The sequence below is a fragment of the Flavobacterium sp. genome (genome assembly GCF_036405015.1).
In the GTDB taxonomy this organism is placed as follows: domain Bacteria; phylum Bacteroidota; class Bacteroidia; order Flavobacteriales; family Flavobacteriaceae; genus Flavobacterium.
The window spans coordinates 15,533-38,664 of record NZ_DASWYK010000150.1 but is presented as its reverse complement, the minus strand read 5'-3'; the positions used below and the strand labels follow the sequence as shown (position 1 = coordinate 38,664).

At 34.1% G+C, this 23,132-nt stretch carries 19 protein-coding genes and 2 tRNA genes; 9 read left to right on the top strand and 12 right to left on the bottom strand.

Annotation, left to right across the window (positions count from 1 at the left end; translation table 11 throughout):
• Positions 1 to 1,756 (top strand): ATP-binding protein (locus VGE71_RS11860; protein WP_331138523.1); only part of this gene is annotated, 1,756 nt, incomplete at its 5' end.
• Positions 1,757 to 1,827: 71 nt separating this feature from the next.
• On the opposite strand, the gene VGE71_RS11855 is transcribed toward VGE71_RS11860, so the two are convergent.
• Together VGE71_RS11855 and VGE71_RS11850 are read right to left on the bottom strand one after the other, a co-directional pair.
• Entirely contained in the window at positions 1,828 to 2,454 is a 627-nt protein-coding gene (locus tag VGE71_RS11855) for a hypothetical protein (RefSeq protein ID WP_331138522.1), read from the bottom strand.
• A 225-nt stretch (positions 2,455 to 2,679) separates the two neighbouring features.
• On the bottom strand, positions 2,680 to 2,913 hold the full coding sequence (locus VGE71_RS11850; RefSeq protein WP_331138521.1) for a hypothetical protein: 234 nt from the start codon (positions 2,911 to 2,913) through the stop codon (positions 2,680 to 2,682).
• Between the two features lie 86 nt (positions 2,914 to 2,999).
• On the opposite strand from VGE71_RS11850, the gene VGE71_RS11845 reads away from it, so the two are divergent.
• The 3 genes from VGE71_RS11845 (at position 3,000) to VGE71_RS11835 (ending at position 5,119) form a co-directional block, all read left to right on the top strand.
• The gene (locus VGE71_RS11845) at positions 3,000 to 3,230 is read left to right on the top strand and encodes a helix-turn-helix transcriptional regulator (protein ID WP_331138520.1); all 231 of its coding nucleotides are present in this window, start codon (positions 3,000 to 3,002) and stop codon (positions 3,228 to 3,230) included.
• 200 nt (positions 3,231 to 3,430) lie between these two features.
• Entirely contained in the window at positions 3,431 to 4,087 is a 657-nt protein-coding gene (locus tag VGE71_RS11840) for a DUF1080 domain-containing protein (protein ID WP_331138519.1), read from the top strand.
• Positions 4,088 to 4,327: 240 nt separating this feature from the next.
• Positions 4,328 to 5,119 carry a hypothetical protein gene (locus VGE71_RS11835; RefSeq protein WP_331138518.1) on the top strand — a complete coding sequence of 264 codons (792 nt, stop codon included), beginning with the start codon at positions 4,328 to 4,330 and terminating at the stop codon, positions 5,117 to 5,119.
• Between the two features lie 297 nt (positions 5,120 to 5,416).
• On the opposite strand, the gene VGE71_RS11830 is transcribed toward VGE71_RS11835, so the two are convergent.
• From VGE71_RS11830 to VGE71_RS11785, 10 genes are all read right to left on the bottom strand, one after another.
• A complete protein-coding gene (locus tag VGE71_RS11830) occupies positions 5,417 to 6,082 on the bottom strand; it encodes an HAD family phosphatase (RefSeq protein WP_331138517.1) in 666 nt (221 codons plus the stop codon).
• A 78-nt stretch (positions 6,083 to 6,160) separates the two neighbouring features.
• Entirely contained in the window at positions 6,161 to 7,168 is a 1,008-nt protein-coding gene (locus VGE71_RS11825; RefSeq protein WP_331138516.1) for a hypothetical protein, read from the bottom strand.
• Positions 7,169 to 7,274: 106 nt separating this feature from the next.
• The gene (locus VGE71_RS11820; RefSeq protein ID WP_331138515.1) at positions 7,275 to 8,858 is read right to left on the bottom strand and encodes an MFS transporter; all 1,584 of its coding nucleotides are present in this window, start codon (positions 8,856 to 8,858) and stop codon (positions 7,275 to 7,277) included.
• Position 8,859: 1 nt separating this feature from the next.
• Entirely contained in the window at positions 8,860 to 9,912 is a 1,053-nt protein-coding gene (locus VGE71_RS11815) for an HlyD family secretion protein (RefSeq protein WP_331138514.1), read from the bottom strand.
• Between the two features lie 63 nt (positions 9,913 to 9,975).
• Positions 9,976 to 11,331 (bottom strand): TolC family protein, encoded by a 1,356-nt coding sequence (locus VGE71_RS11810; protein ID WP_331138513.1) that lies wholly within the window; start codon positions 11,329 to 11,331, stop codon positions 9,976 to 9,978.
• Between the two features lie 532 nt (positions 11,332 to 11,863).
• Positions 11,864 to 12,688, bottom strand: coding sequence for an AraC family transcriptional regulator (locus VGE71_RS11805; protein WP_331138512.1), 825 nt, complete (start codon positions 12,686 to 12,688; stop codon positions 11,864 to 11,866).
• 280 nt (positions 12,689 to 12,968) lie between these two features.
• A tRNA-Asp gene (locus VGE71_RS11800) sits at positions 12,969 to 13,042 on the bottom strand.
• Between the two features lie 561 nt (positions 13,043 to 13,603).
• A tRNA-Asp gene (locus tag VGE71_RS11795) sits at positions 13,604 to 13,677 on the bottom strand.
• 86 nt (positions 13,678 to 13,763) lie between these two features.
• A complete protein-coding gene (locus tag VGE71_RS11790) occupies positions 13,764 to 14,690 on the bottom strand; it encodes a DUF58 domain-containing protein (RefSeq protein ID WP_331138511.1) in 927 nt (308 codons plus the stop codon).
• Positions 14,687 to 17,254, bottom strand: coding sequence for a M1 family aminopeptidase (locus VGE71_RS11785; RefSeq protein WP_331138510.1), 2,568 nt, complete (start codon positions 17,252 to 17,254; stop codon positions 14,687 to 14,689). Before VGE71_RS11785 ends, VGE71_RS11790 begins: the two co-directional genes overlap by 4 nt.
• A gap of 159 nt (positions 17,255 to 17,413) precedes the next feature.
• On the opposite strand from VGE71_RS11785, the gene VGE71_RS11780 reads away from it, so the two are divergent.
• The 5 genes from VGE71_RS11780 (at position 17,414) to VGE71_RS11760 (ending at position 23,120) form a co-directional block, all read left to right on the top strand.
• A complete protein-coding gene (locus tag VGE71_RS11780; RefSeq protein ID WP_331138509.1) occupies positions 17,414 to 17,734 on the top strand; it encodes a hypothetical protein in 321 nt (106 codons plus the stop codon).
• A gap of 490 nt (positions 17,735 to 18,224) precedes the next feature.
• Positions 18,225 to 19,145: a DUF4625 domain-containing protein gene (locus VGE71_RS11775; RefSeq protein ID WP_331138508.1), complete on the top strand. Its 921-nt coding sequence runs from the start codon at positions 18,225 to 18,227 to the stop codon at positions 19,143 to 19,145.
• A gap of 15 nt (positions 19,146 to 19,160) precedes the next feature.
• On the top strand, positions 19,161 to 19,631 hold the full coding sequence (locus VGE71_RS11770; RefSeq protein WP_331138507.1) for a DUF4625 domain-containing protein: 471 nt from the start codon (positions 19,161 to 19,163) through the stop codon (positions 19,629 to 19,631).
• A 10-nt stretch (positions 19,632 to 19,641) separates the two neighbouring features.
• Entirely contained in the window at positions 19,642 to 21,849 is a 2,208-nt protein-coding gene (locus tag VGE71_RS11765) for a TonB-dependent receptor (RefSeq protein WP_331138506.1), read from the top strand.
• Between the two features lie 50 nt (positions 21,850 to 21,899).
• Positions 21,900 to 23,120, top strand: a complete 1,221-nt coding sequence (locus VGE71_RS11760) for a hypothetical protein (RefSeq protein WP_331138505.1) — start codon at positions 21,900 to 21,902, stop codon at positions 23,118 to 23,120.
• Positions 23,121 to 23,132 lie beyond the last annotated feature (12 nt).

The window sequence follows — 23,132 nt, the reverse complement described above, 5'->3', positions numbered from 1 at the left end:
AAAAGGAAGATATTCCTTTTCACTTTTTTGCAATAAAGCAAAATGGGATACTACTTTTAAATCTGATGATGGACGTTTTTTAAATTATAATATTCAAATAAACAAAGACGAAATTCAAAACTTTGAAACTATTGATACAGTTATTACAAAAAATAAACAAAATGGTACAGAAGTAATATTTGAAGATTTTTTTGCATTAACTAGCGATTTGCTCGACAATGAAGACTTCGAGAATTATTTAGCAAATGAGTTTGGATGGTTTCTCTACTTAAATAAAGAACGAGATTATAAAATCCTTATAAACAGCCATCCTCTAAATTACGAAACAGTAATTGCTGATTCAGATGACCACGAAATTAAGTTTGGTAAATTCATTTTTAAAATAAGTTTTTTACGATGGCATGAAAAAATTGGAGATAAATACTATTACTATTTCTTGAATAGCAATAAGAAAGAAACCTACAGAAAGCATACTTCTTTTAACAATAAAACTGCAGATTTTCATCATTCTGTTTACATAGAATCTGATTATTTCGATTTATTTAAAGCCACTAAAAATGATCATCCCGTTCTAGATGATTCTTTTAATCAAAGCAATCCAACATTTAAAGTCTTAATAGACCATCTTAACGAGTTTGTTAGCTCTAAAGAGAAAGAATTTGTAAGAAATTTAAAAGCTGATGCTTTAATTGAGAAATATAACAGAAACAGTATTTTCCCTTTTTTTAGCGACAATAAATATGACAAGCTTAGAAAAGAGGATTTAGAAAATGTTGTAAAAGAATTATATAGTGTTCAACCTAAAATTTTTCAAAATCTTAGTATCCCACAAAGCAAAACTATTGTAGGTTTTTTAAATCTATTACTAGATACTGATCAAAGAGAACATGTTTTAAATATTGTGGATAATGTTGTAAAACTTTCAGATGCAGATAGACTGGAACTCTCAAATGTTCTTAAAACAACTAAACTTTCACATATTACTTCACTTGTGAAATTTTTAGAAAATAGATTTAAGATAGTTGATATACTTAAATTACTAGTCTTTGATTTGAAAAAGTTTACTGATGAAAGAAATCATGTTCAAAAAGTAATTGAAGAAAACTACTGGCTCTTTGGAGAGCAATACCATTTAGTTTCTGCTGATAAAAACTTCGAAATTCTTCTGAATAATTATTACTCTCATTTAGAAAAAAACAAAAAAAAGCCAGAGAAAATAGATAATAAAAATAAATTACAAAGACCAGATATTTTTATTTCTAGAAAATCAGAGATTATTGACGGCAGCGATCCTGACCTAACGATTGAAGAAAATATTATTGTTGAATTAAAAAGGCCAAATGTTATTATTGGGACTGAGCAATTTCAACAAGTAGAAAGATATCTTAGATTTATAATTGAAGATGAAAGATTCAACAGCATAACAAGAACTTGGAAATTCATTTTAATTGGCATAAAGCTCGATGAATACATCAAAGATTTATATGAAAATCAAAAAGAAAAAGGAAAAAAATATTTAATCCAGTCAATAAGAAACTACGAGATATACGCTATGACATGGGATGATTTATTTAGAATTTTCGCAATTAAGCATAAACACTTAATCGATAAACTAGAATTTAAATCTGTAGTTATTGAGGAACTAGAACAAAAAGGAATAAATTTAAACAAAGACATGGCCAACCTATTAACTAATGTTGCAATATCCGAAGATAAAAACATCCTTATAGAAGAGCCAGATGACTTACCTTTCTAATATATTACCTCAGTGAAATTAACAGCTTATTTTAATACCATGTATAGCATTTTAAAATTAGATAAATCTTTTTACCCCTCAATCCTCTTCTTCACAATTTCCAAAACCTCTTCTTTGGTCATAAACGAATTCATGAAATCTTCGAGGTTTCCTTCGTTGGTTACTTCTCTGAAAAAGACTTCGTGATCGGTACCGAATAAAGTGGGGTTTTCTGGATTTGGGTCAGATAATGTGATGTAGAAATTATCTGGAAAACTATAGCTTGTTACCAGCAGAATAAAATCTGGTATTGGATCGTTGGTTACTTTTATGATTTCGGTTAGATCTGTACTTTCATCTGTAAAATCACTGTTCCATTCATCAAAATCGGATGTTCCTTGTTTGAAAGGCGTAAAAGGACTGACTTCCCAAAACATCTGTCCAAATCCTTCGGTGGTTTGACGGAAATATTTTTGAATGATTTTTTCGTATAAAGCTTCTTTGTTTTCTTTAAAAAGAGCTTCATTTTCGTTGATAAAATCACCAATTCCGTAAATAGGTTCTTGCTCTTCAGCAGAAGCCCATGGAGCGTCTTCCGGTCTTTGATACAGAACGGTGTCAAAAGTTATAGATTGCAAATCTTCTAGAAGCGAATTGCCTTTTACATTATCGATGTTTCCGCCTAGTTTTTTAATCTGTTCTAAAATTTCCTTTTTCATTGGGTTGTATTTTAAAGTAATTAAAAATAGGAATTTTCAACATATTAACTCAAAAATCAGCAAAGTTTTACACAAAAGCTTTTTCACCTTGACGAAAGAAGATTCCCAGCCCAACCAACAATTTGTACACATGAAAAAAAAATAGAAAAATCTGAAACTATCTAAAAAATTTATCGGTTTTGCTGTTTTGGTTTCTTCTTTCGTCGAAATGAACTTTATTTTCTTTTAATCAATCTCTAAATAAGGGTCTAGAACCTCTGCCAATCTATTGAGCCAATAGAAATTGTCATCGACATTCTTTAGATCAAATTCTAAGGTTTCGCATTTGCGCATCACACATAACGAAAGCGCATAATTGACTTCCCGAATGGTTTTTGCCATGTCTTTTGGATAAACAATTTCACTAAAAAAATCTTTTAGTCTCGTTTCAACGTCTTTTGAGAGGTTTCCTGTAACCATAATCTTATTTTTTATTTGAAGCAAATATAATAATTTGTAGGCATGAATGCCACCAAAAGCAAAATAAATCTTTCCACTTTTGAAATATGAGTATTTCAGAAGAAACTTTTCTCGTAAATCTTGGTATTCACGTTAGACAATTACGTGAAAAGAAAGGTCTTTCCCAACAAGGTTTAGCTGATGATTGTGAGATACAAAAATCTCAAATTGCAAGAATAGAGACTGCTAAAATCAATACTAGTATAAAAAACATTGTAAAAATTGCCAATGCTTTAGATATTGAGCCTAAAGAATTGTTGAATTTTCCTTTGAAATAATTTTGGATAAAGCCCATTTACTCCAATAATCAAAAAACCTCCAGCTAAAGCAGGAGGCAATTCGTCTCGTTTTCAAACCTCATTTCAATTTTCAAAACAAAAAAAGCAGAACGACGTATTTTTATTTTAGCCGATATAATTATTTTTACTTTTCATAAATCGTCAATCTAACGAATCTATTTCGTTTTAAACTTATCGTTATGTTTCAAAAATCTGCTTTTGCCATTGTTCTTCTTTTGATTTTAAATTCCTGTGCTGTTCAGCAAAAAACTCTAAAAACGGAGGATTGGTATGCTTTTACCAAAACGAATCCTGCGAGACAAGAATCTTCAAAAATTTACGAGTTTACAGACGGAATGATTCGCATGTACGGAGACGACAATGGTTGTTTGATGACCAAAAAAAGCTATAAAAACTTTGAACTTACTTTGGATTTCAGATGGAATTTGGAAGAAAAATACAAAATGAAAGGCACCAAAAACAGTGGCGTGATGTACAACATTCCTCTAGATGCGTCTGATAAAATCTGGCCAAAAGGGATTCAGTTTCAAATAAAAGAAAACGTTACGGGCGACTTTATATTTTTAGACCAAGTAACAGCAAAAGTAAACGGAAAATCAATTGAAGCCGGTGCAAGTGTAGTTTCTCCAAAGTTTTTAGCCAATGAAAACGCACATGGCGAATGGAATTCTATTGTGATCAGATCTTTCAACGGAAAAATTACGCAGTATCTAAACGGAAAATTGGTAAACGAATGTACGGAAGCTTCTTCAACAGAAGGGAAAATTTCTTTAAACTATGAGCGTTCGCCAATTGACTTTAGAAATATTACGATCAAAAGCATTTCTAAAGAATAAATCTACGATACATTAATCGTCTATTGTGGTTACAATGCGCACCAACTTTGTGGAGTTTCTTGCGGAGATTCCCCATTTCTGGGAATGAGATAAATACTGAATAATTAAGATGTAAAATAATTCAGAAATTTCTTTAATTATTTTATGTTTTAATCTTTAAATATTCTTATTTTTAAAATACCAAAAACCTAATTCTCCTTATTTTATTCATTTTTAAATCTCTAAAACTATTTAGAACACATGAAAAAATACAGATTATTAGTCATTCTCATAGGAGTTGTTGCGGTTTTTTACTTCGCCAGATCGGTTAGAAGCTTTACCGTTAAACAAGAAACTCGAACTATAAAATCGGAACATTTTATTGTTTCCTATAGCGGAATTTATAAAAGTGAGGCTGAAAAAGTCAGTAAACACTTGGAAGAGAATTATGCTCAAATAAGAGAAAATCTAAAAGATGTCGAACACGATATTATAAAGGTTTTTATCTATGGCTCGCAATTTAAGTTTAACGAAGCTACGGGTTTAAAAGAAAATACAAAAGGCACAAGCCGCGGCCCAAACGAATTTCATTTTATTTATACCAATTGGTTTAATTCTATTTTTCCAGACGATCCGCTCAAAACGGCTTTGCATGAATTTACACATTGTGTTCAGTTAAATATCTTGATCTACAAAGCCAAAGACACTATTATCACGCAAGACCGACTTACTTTTGACAAGGAATTTGATAAAAAGTTCAAAGCAGAATATCCGCGCTGGCTTTGGGAATCGATCAGTATTTTTGAAGCGAAAGAAGTAAATACCTTAAGCGTAAAATACGCCAAAAGAAAAAATCTGACTTTAGAAGAACTCAATCAAAGCAATCAAATCTACAATATCGGATACACGATAATCGAATATATGACCCAAAAATGGGGAAAAGATATTCTTCCCAAATTAATCGCTTCTTTTGGCAATATCGAAAAAACACTGAATATCTCAACCGAAGAATTTGAAAAAGGCTGGATGGATTTTTTGGAGGAGAATTATTGATTCGGCTAAAGCCTTTTACTTTAAAACATAAAAAACCTCCAGTTAAAACTGGAGGCAATTCGTCTCGTTTTGTCATTTCGACGTAAGGAGAAATCTCCGCAAGAAACTCGCCAAAGATTGGATTCTCTTTACGGAGCTACTTGCGGAGATTTCTCCTTACGTCGAAATGACAAGATTGCGGAGTTAAAATGAGGGAAATCTTTGTGGAGTTACTGACGAAGTTTTTCTTTTCACAAAAAAACCTTTGTCAAAGTTTTAAACTTTGACAAAGGTCTCGTATCATTTGGAATTTGGAATTTAGGAATTGGAATTTAATAATGAAATTATTTTATCCACATTCACTTCGCTATAATCATTGATATAAAAATCGCATGGTGGCAATTCTTCTTTAGAATGTGTACTCAAAACGCCTACAACTTTCATTCCGGCATTTAATCCTGCTGTAACGCCCGAAAAAGAATCTTCGAAAACTACGCAATCAGACGGAGAAACACCAACACGCTCTGCCGATTTCAAATACACTTCTGGATTTGGTTTATGAAACGTAACGTCTTCGCTTGACATCATCGAATCCATTTTTTGATCGAGTTTCAAGAAATTGGCAATCAAATCTAAATTGGCACGCGGAGCCGATGTTGCAACAGCTGTTTTAAATCCGCGGGATTTTAGTTCTTCCAAAAACTGCATATAATGAGGAATCGTTTCGACTTTGTCTTTATAAATCTCACGGAACATTCCTTCTTTTTCGTCTTCCAATTTTGTCAATTCTTCTCCCGCAATAGGACGTTTGAAGAAATGCGTCATGATATAACTATTGTGTTTTCCGTACATATGTTCTTCAAATTCTTCATTCGTGTACGGAATTTTATATTTATCGAAAAACTTTTCAAAAGCGACTACATGATGCGGATTGGTGTGGCAAATCACCCCATCCATATCAAAAATTACACATTGCTGGCTCATTATATGTTGTATTGTTTTTTATTCTGCAAGTATAAGAATATCGCTTTAGGCTTCCAATATTTTTAATTTAAATGATGGTTATTTTCTAGATAATTTACGCACATTGATTCCATTTTTCCTATTCTCAATCATAATAAGATCTCCATTCTTATCAAAAGCAATTCTTCCTATCCCAGAAGTTAAAGCTTCACCAACTGGACCATCCTTATAACCTAAAGGTCTTTCACCATCTCCTAACAAATATTTTCCTTTTCCATCAGGAGTAATTTGCAAAATATTGTTATTTCTTGTCGATATGTACAAAATGTCATTTTTATCTATAGCTAGTCCTTGTGCATCGTCTAAATCTAAATACGGCACATCAACACCATTTTCTTTAACCGTAATTTTTATTGTAGAAACGACACCTTCAGTAGTTATTTTTCTTATTCCAACTGCACCTTGGTTTTCTTTTGCAAACAAATTCCCCTTACTATCCTTAACCATAAACTGCATAGAACCAAAGCGAGCATCAGCCCCTTTACCATCAGTATGCCCCGGCACTCCAGGGCTTCCTGCTAAAATACTTGAATTACCCGCAGGATTAAATTTTAGTATGGATGCCGCATCAGAAATATATAAGTTATTATCATTATCAATAAGAAATCCAAAAGCCTGACGCCCCATTTGAGCTTCCGTAAGATAGGTAGATACCAAACCATTTGGTGTAACTTTTCGCAAAGTTCTATCATGAGCTCCCGAAAAATATATATTACCGCTAGAATCTTTATTTAAATCGAAAATTGTAGTAATAGAAGCCTCTTCTCCCTGTCCATTAACATCAAGATCATTAGATAGACCTGATCCAGCAAAAACTGTTATGGTACCATTTGGATCTACCTTCTTTATTTGATGAGATTCAAAACTTCCTACATAGATATTTCCATTTCCATCAATTGTCAATGCGGTAGGAAACATGTCTTTTGGCTTAAATACGCCCGTTGCAATCGTGCTGACTTGATTATACTCAGCAATTTTATTGTTATCATCGTCACTTGAGCAAGAAAATGCAGCAAAAGCTAGCAAAAGCAAAATAGTTTTCTTCATGGTCCTTAAGATTTTTTGATTTGTTTTTGAATTAGTTGAAACAAAACTAAGAGAATAATCTTTCAAAAAATACTATTTCTAATAAAAAAACTACAATTGAACCTTTTTATCCAATCCAGATTTTACTTTTCACCAAAGTCATCGTCTGTCTCAAATGCTGATTGCAGGCAATTAGAATGATCAAAACTACCAAACCATAACCTACGATTGTATAAATTTCCATATCGGCCAATAAAGTCGATTGTTTAGAAATTGTTCCAAAGACTTTTTTTAATGCCAAAGTATTCGCATTATCTGCGGAATATCCTTTGGCAATAAAACTTTGTGTAGTTGAAGCAATTGTGTTTTGAGCTTCAGTATTTTCGCCTGTTACAAATTGGCTTAGTTTCAGGAAATGTTTTTTATTTAAAAATACCATCGCATTTTGCATGACACAAAAACCAATTGTACTGCCCCAGAAACGTCCCGAAACCCCAACAATCCCAGAAGAAACCGCCATATTTGCTGGAACCGATGATGTGGTAAACAAGATGAGCGGAACAAATAAAAACCCCACACCGATTCCTTGCAAAATATAGGGAATGATAATATCGCTCAGCGCAACATCTGGCACAAATAGAAACGTAAACCAGAAGTGGAAAATAGCAATGAGCGTAAAACCAATCATAAAAATTATCTTAGTAGAAACCGATTTCATCAAGAAAAAAGCGGCTAAAACAAGTCCAATTACGTTTCCTAGTCCGTTTATGTATTGCACGCCCGCAACACGTGACGGATCCCAATTCCAAATCGAAAACATCGCCGAATGACAAAGGCTCAACGTCGCTCTGCTGATATAAAAAAGGAAAAACAATAAAAATCCGATTCGCAGATTGGCGTATTTTATGACTTCAAAATCAAAACTTGGTCTTTTTACCAAACGTTCTTTAAAGATGAATAATCCGCCAGTAATAAGCGAAATCATTAGCATTAAAACCATTTCTGAAGATTCGAACCAATATTTTTTCTCCGCATATACAAAAAAGTAGGCACCGCAAAGAATCGAAATTAAAACCAAAAAATAACTCATCCAGTCGATTTGATACAACGGAATCTTCTTTGTAATTCGGTGCCCTCTGAAAGTAACTAAGATTAAAAAGACGTTTAAAACCTGCAGTCCGCCCGACACATACAACATGTATTTCCAGTCGTAATGATCGAGAAACCACACGGCGATATTCATAATAAAAGGCGTAGACAACAACAGCGCGCCGTAGTAAAATGAAAACCCAATAATAATGGCATTTTTAGAATTGAACTGTTCAATAAGCAATTGTCTGATCGTGATTACAGGAAGCGCCATTAGGATTCCTTCGGCAACTCTCATCAATAAAAAAACCGAAAAATTTGTAATATAAGCTGATGAAACAATCGTAATTCCGATTAAGGAATAAACCGCCATCAAATAATTTTTCGCAGGAAAAAAACTCGAAAATCGGCCTTCGATTAAAATCGTCGCCAGCAGAGTTCCGTACGTAACACACATTGCGAATTGCAAATCTTCGGGCTCAATATCCAGAAAACTCGCCGCATACGTTACGTTTGAGGAATAAACTCCCAATAAAATCATAGAATGCAACAAACAAACGAACAAAATAACAATGATCGCCCATTTTGGAACCCATGATTTAAATATACTTTTATCTTCCATTTTATTTGTGTGCAGCAACAACCGTAATGTTCATTCCTGCTCTTAAAAAATCGGTTTGTTTGTCTTGTTCTTTTAACTGAATTCGAACTGGAATTCTCTGTTCAATTTTCACGAAGTTTCCAGTCGCATTATCTGGAGGAAGTAACGAAAATCTCGCACCACTTGCAGGCGACAACGAAGCAATTGTTCCCGCAAAAGTTTTATTATCTATTGCATCAGCTTTAATTTCTACTTCTTGCCCAACAGTTAAATATTGCAATTGCGTTTCTTTAAAGTTGGCTGTAATCCATTTTTCTTTACTTACAATAGAAAGCAAAGACTGCCCTTCTTTTACCATTTGTCCTGGTTGTAAAGTTCTTTTTCCAATCCAACCGTCATAAGGTGCTGTAATTACCGTGTATGAAAGAAATAATGCCGCATTATCTGCAACAGCTTGCTTGGAAGCAATATTAGTTTGCGTTGTCGGAACATTCGCTTCAGCAACAGAAGTACTTAAAGTAGCCGAATGAATTCTTTTTTTCATTTCCGAAAAATGTGCTTGAGCCGATTCATAGTCTGCTTTTACTTTTTCTAATTGCTGAGAAGTTGCCGCTTCTTCGCTTACCAAAGCTTTATATCTTTCGTATTCTAATTTGGTTTTCCAAAGATTTGCTTTTGCAGCTTCTAATTGTGCTTCGTTAATTGCCGTTGCACTTGCTGTATTAATCGCATTTTTCTGCGCCACAATGTTATTTTGCTCTGCGTTTTGAACATCGGCCAAAGCCACATTCAATTTCGATTTGTATTCTCTGTTATCGATCACGACCAAAGTATCTCCTTTATGCACAAATTGATTTTCGTCAAAACGAACTTCCTGCACATAACCCGTAATTCTCGACATAATCGGCGTAACATATTGTTCTACCTGAGCGTCATTGGTTTCTTCGTGATTTCGGTTAAACACATAAAACCAAATTCCCAAAATAACCCCGCTTATCACCAGCGTACACGCAATAATTGTTATTAGTATATGAAACGTTTTATTTCTTTTAGTTTCATTTTTTATCTTGACCATAAACTGTATATCTTTTTTCTATTCTCTATATTCTATTTTCTAATCTTCAGAATTCGTAAACTTCTAACTTTGTGGAAGAATCCCAGCCGTGTGCATCATCTCATAATGTTTTAAAACAGCATCCAAATGTGTAGCAATTTTATTGTATTTCGCTTGAAGCAAAGCATTGTCAGCATCGACCATTTCGGTAATTAAAACCAATTGGTTTAAGTATTTCAGCTTTACGATTCGGTAGTTTTCTTCGGCTAAATCCAAAGCTTTGTCAACCACAACAAACTTTTCAAGGATTTCCTGATACTGCGTATGCTCTTTGTACAACTGATCTTGAATTTCATCTTTTAAAATTTCAGTCTGCATTTTCTGCATATCGATTTTAGTGCTTGCTTTTGCTACTTTCGTTTTGTTTTTATACAAAGCCGAAAGATCAAAACGCGCCTCGATACCCACTTGACCTAAAGTGTACAAATACGGATTTGGCGGAAAGAATTTGTAGTTTGGATAATAAAAACCATAATTCCCAAAGAAATCTACAGTTGGCAAATAATTCCCTTTTACCAATTTCAATTCGGTTTTACTGATATCTAATTCCTGACTCGCCATTCGCATTTCTTCATTCTGCATAGCTTTACTCAAATAGAAATCATACGGATCTAAACCGTTCATTTCATCCAAATTTGCAGTCGTATCGATTGCAATTTCTTCGTTTTCCGGAATCTGAATCAACGTCTTCAGATCGTGAAGTGCGATTTTAATGTTTTTGGAGTTTGTTAGCGCATTCAATTCACGATCTGAGAGTTGTAATTCGGCACGTATAACCTCATTTTTAGTTACCGTTCCGTGTTTTTGAAGCGATTGCACTTCTTTTAATCGGTTTTTTTCTTCTTTGATGTTTTCTTCAAATATCTTTTGAAGTTCCGTCATTTTGTAAATCGCTAGATAATTAGCTACCACTTGCAGCTCAATATCATTTTCTGTTTTTTCCGATTTTATTTTTGCAATTTCGTTTTCCTTATTCGCAATTTTAATCGCATTGTTAATCTTGTTTCCAACGTAAATTGGCATTTTAAAAGTTGAATTTACCTCATAAATTTCAGGAATTGCTTTCGTAACTTCTTTTCCGTTTAAGAAACCATCTCCTTTAAATTCTGTAATGTTGGTAATTCTAGAGTACATTCCGTTAAGTTGTACATCTGGTAATCTAAGTTCTTTTCTTTCTTTGATGTTTTGCTCAGCGAGCGTAATCTCCAGTTGAGATTTAAGGACTTTTTTGTTGTTTTCCTTCGCCAGTTTCATCGCTTCTTGTAAAGAAACCGTATGAACTTCCTGAGCTTGTAAACTATTGAATACTAATACTATTAGTAAAATCAATAAGCTTCTGGGAAAACAATCTTCTTTAGAGTTTGTTTTTGTAAGGAACATGAATATTTAAAAATTTATGCTGCAAAGTTCCTTCATTTTTTCCTTGGCGGATGATTCTAAAAAGTCAATAACATATTCATTTCGGACAAATGTTAAAATTTCATTTCGAAAACGTTGTATTAAAATACTGAAAAACAAATAATTACAAACAAAGATTGTTTCACGCAGATTTAAAGGGATTTTAGTTGATGGACACAGATTTATTTTTTACTCTCGCAGATTTGCTCCGCCACTTCGCTATCGCACGTGTGGCAGATTTTGCAGAAAATAATCTCGCAAAGACGCTAAGTCGCAAATATATATTTCAATTGCCTCCAGCTTTAGCTGGAGGTTAAATAAAGGAAGCTGAGAGGCTTTAGCCAAAATGCAGAGCAATACCCCCCCAGCTAAAGCTGGAGGCAATTCAATATTTTGAAAATAATCTCTAAATCAACTTAAATCTGTAAAATCAGCGAGAGAAAATTTCAGCTTCGAATAAAGCAAATCTGTGAAATCAGCTTAAATCTGTCTAAATCTGCGTGAAATAAAAAAGCTATTTACCACGCTCCAAAATTTCCTCTCCGTTTAAGTAATCAGAAGGTCTTTGGCCTAGAATCTTAAAAAAAGTATTACTGAAAGTCGGAACGCTATTGTAACCAACTTCTAGAGCTACCTCTTTTACCGAAAGTTTTCTTTCTAATAAAAGTTCAATCGCTTTAAGAATTCTTCGAATGGTATAATATTGAATAAAAGACATTTTGAGATCTTTTTGAAACAAGCGATACAAAGAGCGTTCGCTAAAGCCAAATTCATGCGCTACATCAGCAAAGAGAATCGTTTCGCCCAAGTTATTTTCAATATGTCGAAGGATTTTGCCCAAGCGTTTATCTTTAGGCTGAGGAAGCTCTAAAGGTAAAGTGTTATGACATATCTGCGGAAGAATTGCTTTTATGGCTTTTGCAATCACAAAATTCGGAGAACCTTTTTTCAAATCTCCATTCCACTGATTGGTAAACATCATCATTTGAAGCAGTAAATTATTCACTGGATAAATGCCTTCGTTTTTGTAGAAATCATCTTCATCTTTTTCAACCGGAAAATACAGATTTCGCATCATCACATGTTCTGATTTCGGTTCAATGCTATGTTCTAAACCGGCCGGAATCCAAATAAAATGTCTTGCTGGAAGAAAATAAGACTTTGTTTCAGTTGTCACAAAAACTACATCGCCTTCTGCGTAGAGCATTTGCGCTTTGTTGTGTTTGTGTGTTGGAACAAGTAATTCGCCCATTATATCATGATGACAATAAATGCTTTTTTTATCAGCATCTACTTTATTGAGATAATATTTGTCCACTTTGAATGTGCCTTGTTCCATGATATAAAGATAGGGAAGAAATAAATTCCAATATTTAAAAATTCCAAAACTGGAATCTAAAAAAATTAACCGCAAAGAACGCAAGGATTTTTTTTCTAGGATGGCGCTTATAAACGCAAAGTTCGCAAAGCTTTATCGTATAGCCTCGCGAACTTTTATAAATCTTGCAAAAAAACCTTTGCGAACTTTGCGTAAATCTTAGCGCCTTTGCGGTTAAACCACGCAAAATGCATAAAAACAAAAAAGCTTCTCATTAAGAGAAGCTTTTTACAAACTTAGGCGGTCTGGACGGGACTCGAACCCGCGACCCCATGCGTGACAGGCATGTATTCTAACCAACTGAACTACCAAACCCTGCGTTATTGTGGGTGCAAAAATACAACAGAATTTCATTTCTGCAAGCGTTTTTACGAATAAAATTTTCAGAATTTTTTAATTGATTAAATTCCAATATTTTAAAAATCCATGTTTTAGTTAAAAAGTAAGAACTTTCTTTTATTTCACCACAAAGAGCGCAAAGTTAAAAACGCAAAGTCCACAAAGTTTTATCAAATTACAGCTTTGCGGACTTTGCATTCTTAAAAATATCTTTGTGTGCTTTGCGTAAATCTTTGCGCGCTTTGCGGTTAAATCTTTGTAGAATTTCTAGTACGATTTCTCCCTTCGGTCAAAATGACAAACTGTACGATAAAATTGGAATTTGGGATTTTAAAAATTTTGAGAATTCAAAATATTTGGAATTTGCCAATAGGCTATAAATCAAAAAAGCCATCCACAAAAGTGGAAAGCTTTTCATTGGTCTAACTACTAAACCAGCTACGAGTTACAAAGTCGTAGCAAAACAACACAACTAATCTTAGATACCGTATTTGGGCAAAAAAGCCTTTCTGTTAAGAAAGGCTTCTCCCAATATTGCGGTCTGGACGGGACTCGAACCCGCGACCCCATGCGTGACAGGCATGTATTCTAACCAACTGAACTACCAAACCTCTGCGTTATTGCGGTTGCAAAGATATAACAGAATTTCATATCTGCAAGCCTTTTTATAAAAAAAATTTAAAATTTCTTTAAAATATTATCCAAAGTTTTGTTTTTCAACCAAATATGTGGTCAATATTTTTTCAAAATTATCGCCAACATTTACCGGAACGTACTTAATTTGGTTCTTCGCACAGGTTAAAGCCAGATTTTTAAAGTACGCTTCTACCCTCTTTTCATATTCTTCTTTTACATTGTCAGCAAAAATAGAAACCTCTTCTCCTGATTCTAAGTCGATAAATTTTCGTGGCGTGTTATCAAAATCAAACTTCATTTCGGTTTGATTATCAACCACATGAAACAAAACTACTTTATGTTTGTTGTGTTTTAAATGCTGTAAAGCGTTAAATAATTTCTCATCATCTTGCGTTTGAAACATATCTGTAAACAAAATAATCATCGAACGACGGTGCATTTTCTCTGCAATCTGATGCAAATACGTAATTGTATCAGTCGTTTTCTTTGCTTTTGGCTGTTCTAATAATTGTTCCAGTTTATTCAACAACATTCTATGATGGCGATCGCTTCCTTTTTCGGGAGCATAATATTCGTAAGAATCAGAGAAAACGCTTAAACCAACAGCATCGCGCTGTTTCTTCAAAATATTCATTAAAACCGCTGAAGCCAAAACTGCAAAACCAATCTTCTTTTCATAAAAAGGTTGATTTGATTTCAGTTCCGGATAATGCATCGATGACGAATTATCTACAATCAAATGGCAACGTAAATTGGTTTCTTCCTCAAAACGTTTCGTGTATAAACGATCCGTTTTGGCGAATAATTTCCAGTCAATATGTTTGGTGCTTTCGCCTGCGTTATAGACTTTATGTTCAGCAAATTCAGCCGAAAATCCATGAAACGGACTCTTGTGCATTCCAGATATAAAACCTTCCACAACCTGATTTGCCAGCATTTCTAGATGCTGAAAACTCGAGACTTTCTCTATTTCCGATTCAATTTTCATTCGGTTTCTTTTTTAATATTTTGTGCTTTATAAAGCAAATCTGTCGCCATAAACAACTTACGTTTCAAGATCGGACTAAAATTAGGATTTTCTTTTAAGAAACGCTGTACTTCATCAAAAGCATATTTTGACGAATACTTCCCAACCGTATTATCCAGCCAATCTTTCGGAAAGAAAATATCCCCCGTACGCTGAATTTCGTCTACCAAATCTAGTGAAAATCTAATATATTTCTGAGCACTTTCCTGACGAAGCGGATGATTTACATTGGCCAATCCAACCGAAACCCAAGATTCTTTTTCGCGATTCGAATCCTCTTTTAATGATTCTATAAACGCATTTCGAACCGATTCATCTTTTGATAATGACGGAAGTAAAAATTCAAAACGTTTCTTTTTGTCCGGGTTTGAAAATGAATTTCTAGTTTTTTCCAAAATTTCATCTGCTTTTTTATGTTTAAAAATTGCCAGATTCATTGCCATATTGGTATAATCGTCTTCGTTTAATTTCAATCCAGTAATCGAGATTTCTCTATTCCAAACCTTATACAAACTTGCTTTTCCTGATTCAGAATAAGCGACAGAACTAAACAAACCAAATAATGTCTTTTTGATATTTGAAGATAAATTGGTCTGCAAACGCTCGTACAATGCACCAACAAGCTCTTTCTGTACTTTATTTTGTTGTTTTTCCGTAAAAAATCTCCAATAAATGGTATTCAAACTTCCTGTTGCGATTCGCAAAACCAATTCATTTTCTTCCGATTGAATTCCTTTTAAAAAACAATCAAAAGCTTGTTTTGGAGGAATATTTCCAATCAATGTATTTTCGTAAAGGTTGCTGTAAGCCGAAGCTCTTGCAACCTCATCTTTTAAACTTGCGATATAATTTAAATCATTCCCGTCAAGCGGAAAAACACCGTATCCAAAACCATTATAATTGTAAATTATAGCAAGCGGTTTTTCAAGTCCTACAGCTTCTTTTATAACCAGACTTTTATCTGTAACATTTGCTTTCACCACTTTAACGTCGTTCGTATAAACTAAACCAATTTGGAAAACCTGAGGCCAAACATTATCTGATTTGTCTTCGGCTTGCTGTGTAATCTCAAACTTTTTGATTTTGTTTTGAGCGTCGTATTCAATATTATCTGAAAAAATCGTTCTTCCTGATTTGTTTACCCAAACTTCACTCCATTTCTTCAAATCCAGAGGCGTTTCGGCATCAAGTAATTCTACCAAATTATTCCAATCCGCATTATCGTTGGCATATTTCTGAATGTATTTTTGAATTCCTTTTTGGAACGCTTCTTTTCCCATCGAAGCTTCTAACTGACGCATCATAATTGGTGCTTTGTTGTAAATCATAGCACCATAAAGAGAACCTGCATCTTTCAAATTAGCCAAATGCTGTCTTATAGGATGTGTTCCTAAAGATCGATCTTCTGCGTAAGCGCTAGAATAATGTGCTGTAAAAAACTGCAAATTATGATTGACTTTCGGGAAAATCGGATTCATAATTTTATCTGCCATAAAATTGGCAAAAACCTCTTTCATCCAAACATCGTCAAACCATTTCATCGTAACCAAATCGCCAAACCACATATGCGAAGTTTCGTGCGCAATAAGTTTTGCTCGATTTAATTTTTCGCTATCGGTAGCACTGTTGTCCAAAAACAAAGTCGATTCTCGGTACTGAATGGCGCCTACATGTTCCATTCCGCCATATTGAAAAACGGGAATCGAAGCAAAATCTAACTTTTGAAAAGGAAATTTATAATTGGTATATTTTTCTAAAAAATCAATAGATTGTTGGTGCAGATTAAAAATTGTATCGGTACTGCTTGCTATTTTCCCTTTGTCATTTTCGCGGTATAAAAAAGTCATTTCTAAACCTGGTTTTTTCGTAACACTATTGAATTTTCCCGCAACAAACGAAAACAAATAGGTGCTCATTTTATCAGATTCTCCAAAAGTATATTTTATAAAATCACCTTTTTCCACTTTCTCTTTCACATCGGCTCCAGCCAAAACTGACCACTCTTTGGGAACTGAAAGGCTCAATTTATAAGTTGCTTTTAAATCTGGCTGATCAAAACTCGGAAATAAAGTACTGGCGCGGTCTGGAACTAATAAAGTGTATAGGAAATCATCGTTTCTATTTAAAGATAAATTCCCTGCTATAAAGGAAATCGAGACTGTATTTTTTCCTAAAACTAAAGCTGAAGGAGCAATTACAACATGTCCGTTTTGATGTACAATGGCACTATTTTTTCCGTTTACTTCAACCGATTTTATGTTTGATGTTTTCTCTTTAAAATCTAAAAGCAAGGGCTGACTTAAATCGGATAAACTCAAATTGACAATCAAATGAGAATTGATGTTTTCTGATTTTTGCTTCGGAATATCGAAAGACAAATTATAGTGAAGATCTGAAATCTGTTTTTTACGAAATTGAGCCAATTGCTCCGAAACACCACTTTCAAATAATACATTTTCTTTTGACTGAGAAAAACCATTGGAAATCAACAGAACAAAACAAAGAAGGCTGTAGAAAATTTTCATTTTTAAGGAATATAAGATTTGATAAAAGTAGCAAAAGGAATAATTTTTCACAAACAAATTACTGCAACAATATTGCATTTGAAAATAAGATTTCTATATTTGCAACTCTATTGCATTAATTCTGAAATGAAAAAGAAACTTAGAATTATAAATCTACTAATGCCACTGATTGTATTGTTCGCAATACTTTTTCCAGTTGTGCACTCGTATGAGCATATTCTAGACACACATTCGCAGAAAGAAAAAATAGAATTTTCGGTTTCAGAAAAACCACAATTTAAAGCCAAACTGCATTCGTTTCATAAATGTTCGATTTGCGATTTTAAATTCAGCGCAGTTGGTACTTTCGAGTTTACTGTTTTTCAATTTTATAAAAATAGTACTGTTGTAAAACATCCTGTTTTTTACAACGAACAGCATTTTGCATTTTTTAAAGGGTCTTTATTCTCACTTCGAGCCCCTCCTATTTTTACACTTTAATTTTTTGTGCACCTGATTGCTTGGCTTTTCGGCTATTGATTTGTTTTTGATGATTTATAAATCGTAAAACATTTTATTGCAGTCTTATTTATTTTCAGTAGTTAATACATTGTATCGACATTCATTTTTGCATCGAAATTCAAAATTTCTTTGTTTGAATAATGCTATTTCTGCACAAAAAATTCCCTTTTAAAATTTATCGATTACGGCAATTGAACTAAGACTTAATTCTGTTTTTACTGTTTTTTCATGATTTAGAAAATGTTTCGCTCCTCTGGAGCTCTTGTTTAAATGGTAAATCTAGATCTATAAATATGTCGCCCCGCTGGGGCTTCCTTCTAAATGATGAATTTATTTCTATAAATATTCCGTCCCGCTGGGACTTTTTCAACGATTCTATAAACGTTCTGTTCCTCTGGAATTTGGAATCATAACACCTTTTTGTAACCCAAATACTCTTTATAAAATGATCAAAATCAAATCAGAAAAAATGAAAACAACAAAACTCATTCTGGCTTCGGTTTTTGCTGCAATTGCTTTTACAGGTTGTAGCAACGACGATTCAGAAAAAGAACAAGCCATTCCTGCAATTGACAAAATCGAATTGGGTCTTGGCAACAACGAAACCGCAACTATTGGCGAAGATTTCCATTTTAATGCGGAAGTTACTGCTGCTGACAAAATCAAAAATGTACAAGTAAAAATTGTGCAAAAAAGCACTGAAACCTATTCTAAAGTTTGGTCTCACGAAATTACTTGGACACAATATGCAGATGCCAAAAACGCAACGGTTCACAAGCATTTTGATATTCCAGAAGACGCTGTTGAAGGTAAATATGATTTCATCATTATCGTCAACGACCAAAACGGAACAAAGTTAGAAGTAACCAAAACCATCACAATTTACAAACTCGAAAATATTCCTGTAAATCCAGTGGTTTCGGTCTTCACCCTTTTTATAAATGATTCTTTTATGTACCGAAAAGGCAAATTTTCTGATGCCAATGCGAAGTACAAAAACAATGATATTTTCAGTTCGCAAGTAACACTTGAAGGCATAAAAGGCGACGGAATTATGTATTTGCTTTTAATCAATAAAAACGCCAAACACAATCCAGAAAGCGTTGACCAAATTGATTTCAAAAAAGTAATCGTTTACGACGTCATCGAACATAAAAACGTAGCCGATGCAAGTCAATTCTCTAATGTTCCTTGGGATGGTGTAAAGTTTACAAGAGAAAAACCAAACTTAATAATTGGTGCTGCAAAAGACAACAATTCTCCTGTTCAACAAGACTTAATTGCCAACAAATCTTGGGCAACAGGCGATTATACTTTCTTGGTTTTGTATAAAAACACGACTTATAATATCAATTTTTCTCAATCAATTGATCTTCCATTTGCACTTTAATTCAAATCAATATAAATGAAAAAGATATCCTTTTTATTAGGCGTTTTTGCTTTGGCTTTTATTTCTTCTTGTTCTAGCGATAACGCACAAATCGACACCGAATATCCTGTAATTGACATAACAGGAACAGGAGCTTTTCCAATTCAATGCAGTACAATTGAACGTGGAAAAACTTTCACTTTCAAAGCCACTTTTAATGATAATGTCGAATTGGGTTCTTACAGTTTAGACATTCATCACAATTTCGATCATCATACGCATAGTACAGAAGTCACGACTTGTGAAACCGAAGCGGTGAAAAAACCTGTAAATCCGATGCTTTTTATCAATAATTATACTATTCCAACTGGTGTAAAAAGTTATGAAGCAACGGCGCAAATTACAATTCCTGCCGATGTTGATCCTGGAGATTATCATTTTATGATCAGATTGACGGACAAAGAAGGCTGGCAGACGCTGAAAGGTTTAAGTATTAAAATTTTATAATCAGGATTTAATGAAGAATGCCCAATTCCTTTATTGGAAATATTGTTTTTTACTCATCAGTTTATTGATTTCTTCTGAAGTTGTTTCTCAAAATAAGCCTTCAGAAAAAAAACCTGAAATTAAAGAACTCAACGAAGTTATTGTCAACGGAAATGCTGTTGAAAAACGCAAAAAAGAAGAATCGCTGAATGTTGAAACCGTAAATAGCAGTTTTATTCAGCGTAATCTTGGCGGCAGTTTAATGCAGTCTTTACAGAAATTGCCTGGCGTTAAAACCATTTCGATTGGTTCTGGAGGTTCAAAACCGTTGATTCGAGGTTTGAGTTTTAATCAAGTAATTGTCGTTGAAAACGGATTGAAACACGAAGGCCAGCAATGGGGCGCCGATCACGGTTTGGAAATCGATCAATATGCCGTAAACCGAGTAGAAATTATAAAAGGTCCTTCTTCATTTATTTACGGATCTGATGCTGTGGGTGGTGCAGTGAATATTAAACCGCTTCCTCTTCCTTACAAAAATTCTTTTGGCGGAAGTGTTGACCTTACAGGAAAAAGCAATAATGCGCTATTTGGAAGTTCTGTCAATTTATATGGAAGAAATGAAAATTGGTTTTTCGATTCTCGTGTAACCACAATGGATTACGGCGATTATCGTGTTCCAACCGACGTGGTTCATGTCTATAGTTACGCTGTTCCATTATATAAAAATCATTTGCGAAATACTGCTGGACGCGAACTAGATTTCCATTTGAGTACAGGCTATTCTGGAGAAAAATTGAAGTCAGTTTTTTATTTCAGTAACGTTCACACCAAAAGTGGCTTTTTCGCGAATGCGCACGGACTCGAACCTCGAAATGTCGATGTCGAATTACACGATAAATCAAGTCGAGATATTTTAATGCCGTATCAGCAAGTCAATCATTTGAAAGTGAGTAATACTACTTCTTTTGATTGGGGAAATCATGCTTTTGAAACGCAGATTGGTTTTCAAAAGAATTTCAGAAGAGAATGGAGTCATTACGTCAATCACGGTTATATGCCGGCGATTTATCCAGATGATATGTATGCGCCAAAGGATTTGGAACGTCAATACGATAAAGATGTTTGGTCGTTTTCGGCTAAAGATGAATTTGCTATTAATCGCCATAAAATCACTATTGGAACTAATGTCGTTGGACAAGAAAATGCTATTGGCGGATGGAGTTTTTTGATTCCTGCTTTTACGCAATTTAACGCGGGTTTGTTTGCTTATGATAAAATTGAACTTAATGAAAAATGGTTTCTTCATGGCGCTGTTCGTTACGATTATGGAACAATCAAAATGAAGTCGTATTACGATTGGTTTGAAAGTCCTGTTTCAGAAAACAATCAGACGCAATTAGAATATTTACAGCGTTCTGACGATTTGACTAAGACTTTCAACAGTTTTACGTGGTCGGCTGGGGTAAATTATAATCCAGGAAATCTGACTCTGAAAGCTAATTTAGGTTCTAGTTTTAGAATGCCGATTGCTAAAGAATTAGCTTCAAACGGTGTCAATTATCATTATTTCAGATTCGAAAAAGGAAATCCAAATCTGGATGCAGAACGTTCGTATCAATTGGATTTGGGAATGGAATGGCAACAGCAAAACTGGTCTTTTCAGCTGACTCCGTTTGTGAATTATTTCCCGAATTTCATTTATTTAAACCCAACCTCAGCACATGATATTTATTATGGAGCAGGAAATCAGGTTTTTGAATATGAGCAAAGTAAAGTATTTCGTTACGGTGCTGAATTGCAAACTCGTTATTATTTCCTGAAATCTTTAAGCGCAGAAATTGCGGCAGAATATCTTTATTCAGAACAAAAATCAGGAAGTAAAAAGGGGTATACGCTTCCGTTTTCGCCACCGCCTTCTGTTTTGCTTGGATTGAATTACGAACCTCAAACAGGCTTTTTAAAAGATTCTTATTTCTCTGTTGATTATCGTTTCACAGCCGAGCAAAATAATATCGTTCCGCCTGAGAAAAAAACAGCCGAAAGTCATGTTTTTAATATCGCTTTGGGAACTAAAATAAAAAAAGGAAAAGAGGCTATCAGCATCAATGTTCAAATCCAAAACTTATTCAATACAAGATATTTAAATCACACCAGCTTTTACCGACTTATCGAACTTCCAGAAGCGGGAAGAAATATTATTGTTTCTATGAAAATTCCGTTTTCGATTTCGCGATAAGCAAACCATTCAAAACTCAATTATTTACAAATTTTAAATCCTTTATTACAATGAAAAACAAGTTTTACAAACTCCTATTTTTATCTGTTTTATCGCTTTTTGCAGTTTCCTGCAGCAACGACGATGACAACCACGACGATCACGATCATGACCATGAGTCTGAAGAACATACTTTTGTTAGAGTTTTACTTTCTGACGAAAAAACCGCTGAATTAACACTTTTTGATCCGCATGAAGATAAAATCAGTTCTTTTACGGCAAAATTTGCTAAATCATCTTTGTACACAACAGAATCTGGGCGTTATGCTGGAATTGTTCACAGAGACAATAATTTCGTAGAAACTTTTGACAGCGGACTAGAATTACACGGTGATCACATTGATGTTGATGATGTTGCTAAATTTGGAGTTTTAGCGACAAGCGCCTCAAAACCAACGCATTTTAAAAGTAAAATTGGAGAAATCCTAACTTTTAATGACGGAGACGGAACACTTTCTGTTGGCAAAGAAGCTGATGTAAATAAAGCTGGCTCAACGTTCAAAACGATCAATGCAGGTTTATTGGCGCATCACGGTGCCATGGCAACTTTTACAAACGGAACTTACGCGATTACAGAAAAAGACAATTCGGTTACAGGAACGCTTCCAGAAAAAGTAAAAATTATTGACAATACTGGAAAAACACTTTTTGATGCTAAACTTCAAACCAAAGGAATTCACGGAAATGCTTCAGACGGAGTGTATGCCGTTTTCGGTTCTTCTAGCGGAATTTTAGTAGTTGAAAGCAACGGAAACCAAAAACTAATCGATCACCCAGCAGATTTTGGAACAGCTTGGTTTGGAACTATTTTAGAAACGGCTTCAGCTGGAAAATTCATCGGATTTACTGCTGCAAAAGGCGCATATTTAATTGACGTTGTTGCGAATACTGTAAAACCAATTATTGCAAATACAACAATTATGCAGTGCAAAGTAAGCTACGATCATAAAAAACTGGCTGTTTTAATGCATTCAGGAGATTTTAAACTTTATGATATCAGTAGTTTACAAGTTGTAAAAGAGGTTAAAGCAACTTCTGAAACAGCTACAGATGCAACGTTAAAACCTCAAATGGCAGTTACAGATCGTTTTGCTTATATCACTTCGCCATCAACTGGAGAATTATTACAAGTAAATCTTTCTTCATCAGAAATCAAAAAGAAAAAGGTTTCTAGCACGCCTTATATGATTACGATTTTAGGTTATGAAAGCAGTGAAACGCACAACCACTAATTCATTAAAAAA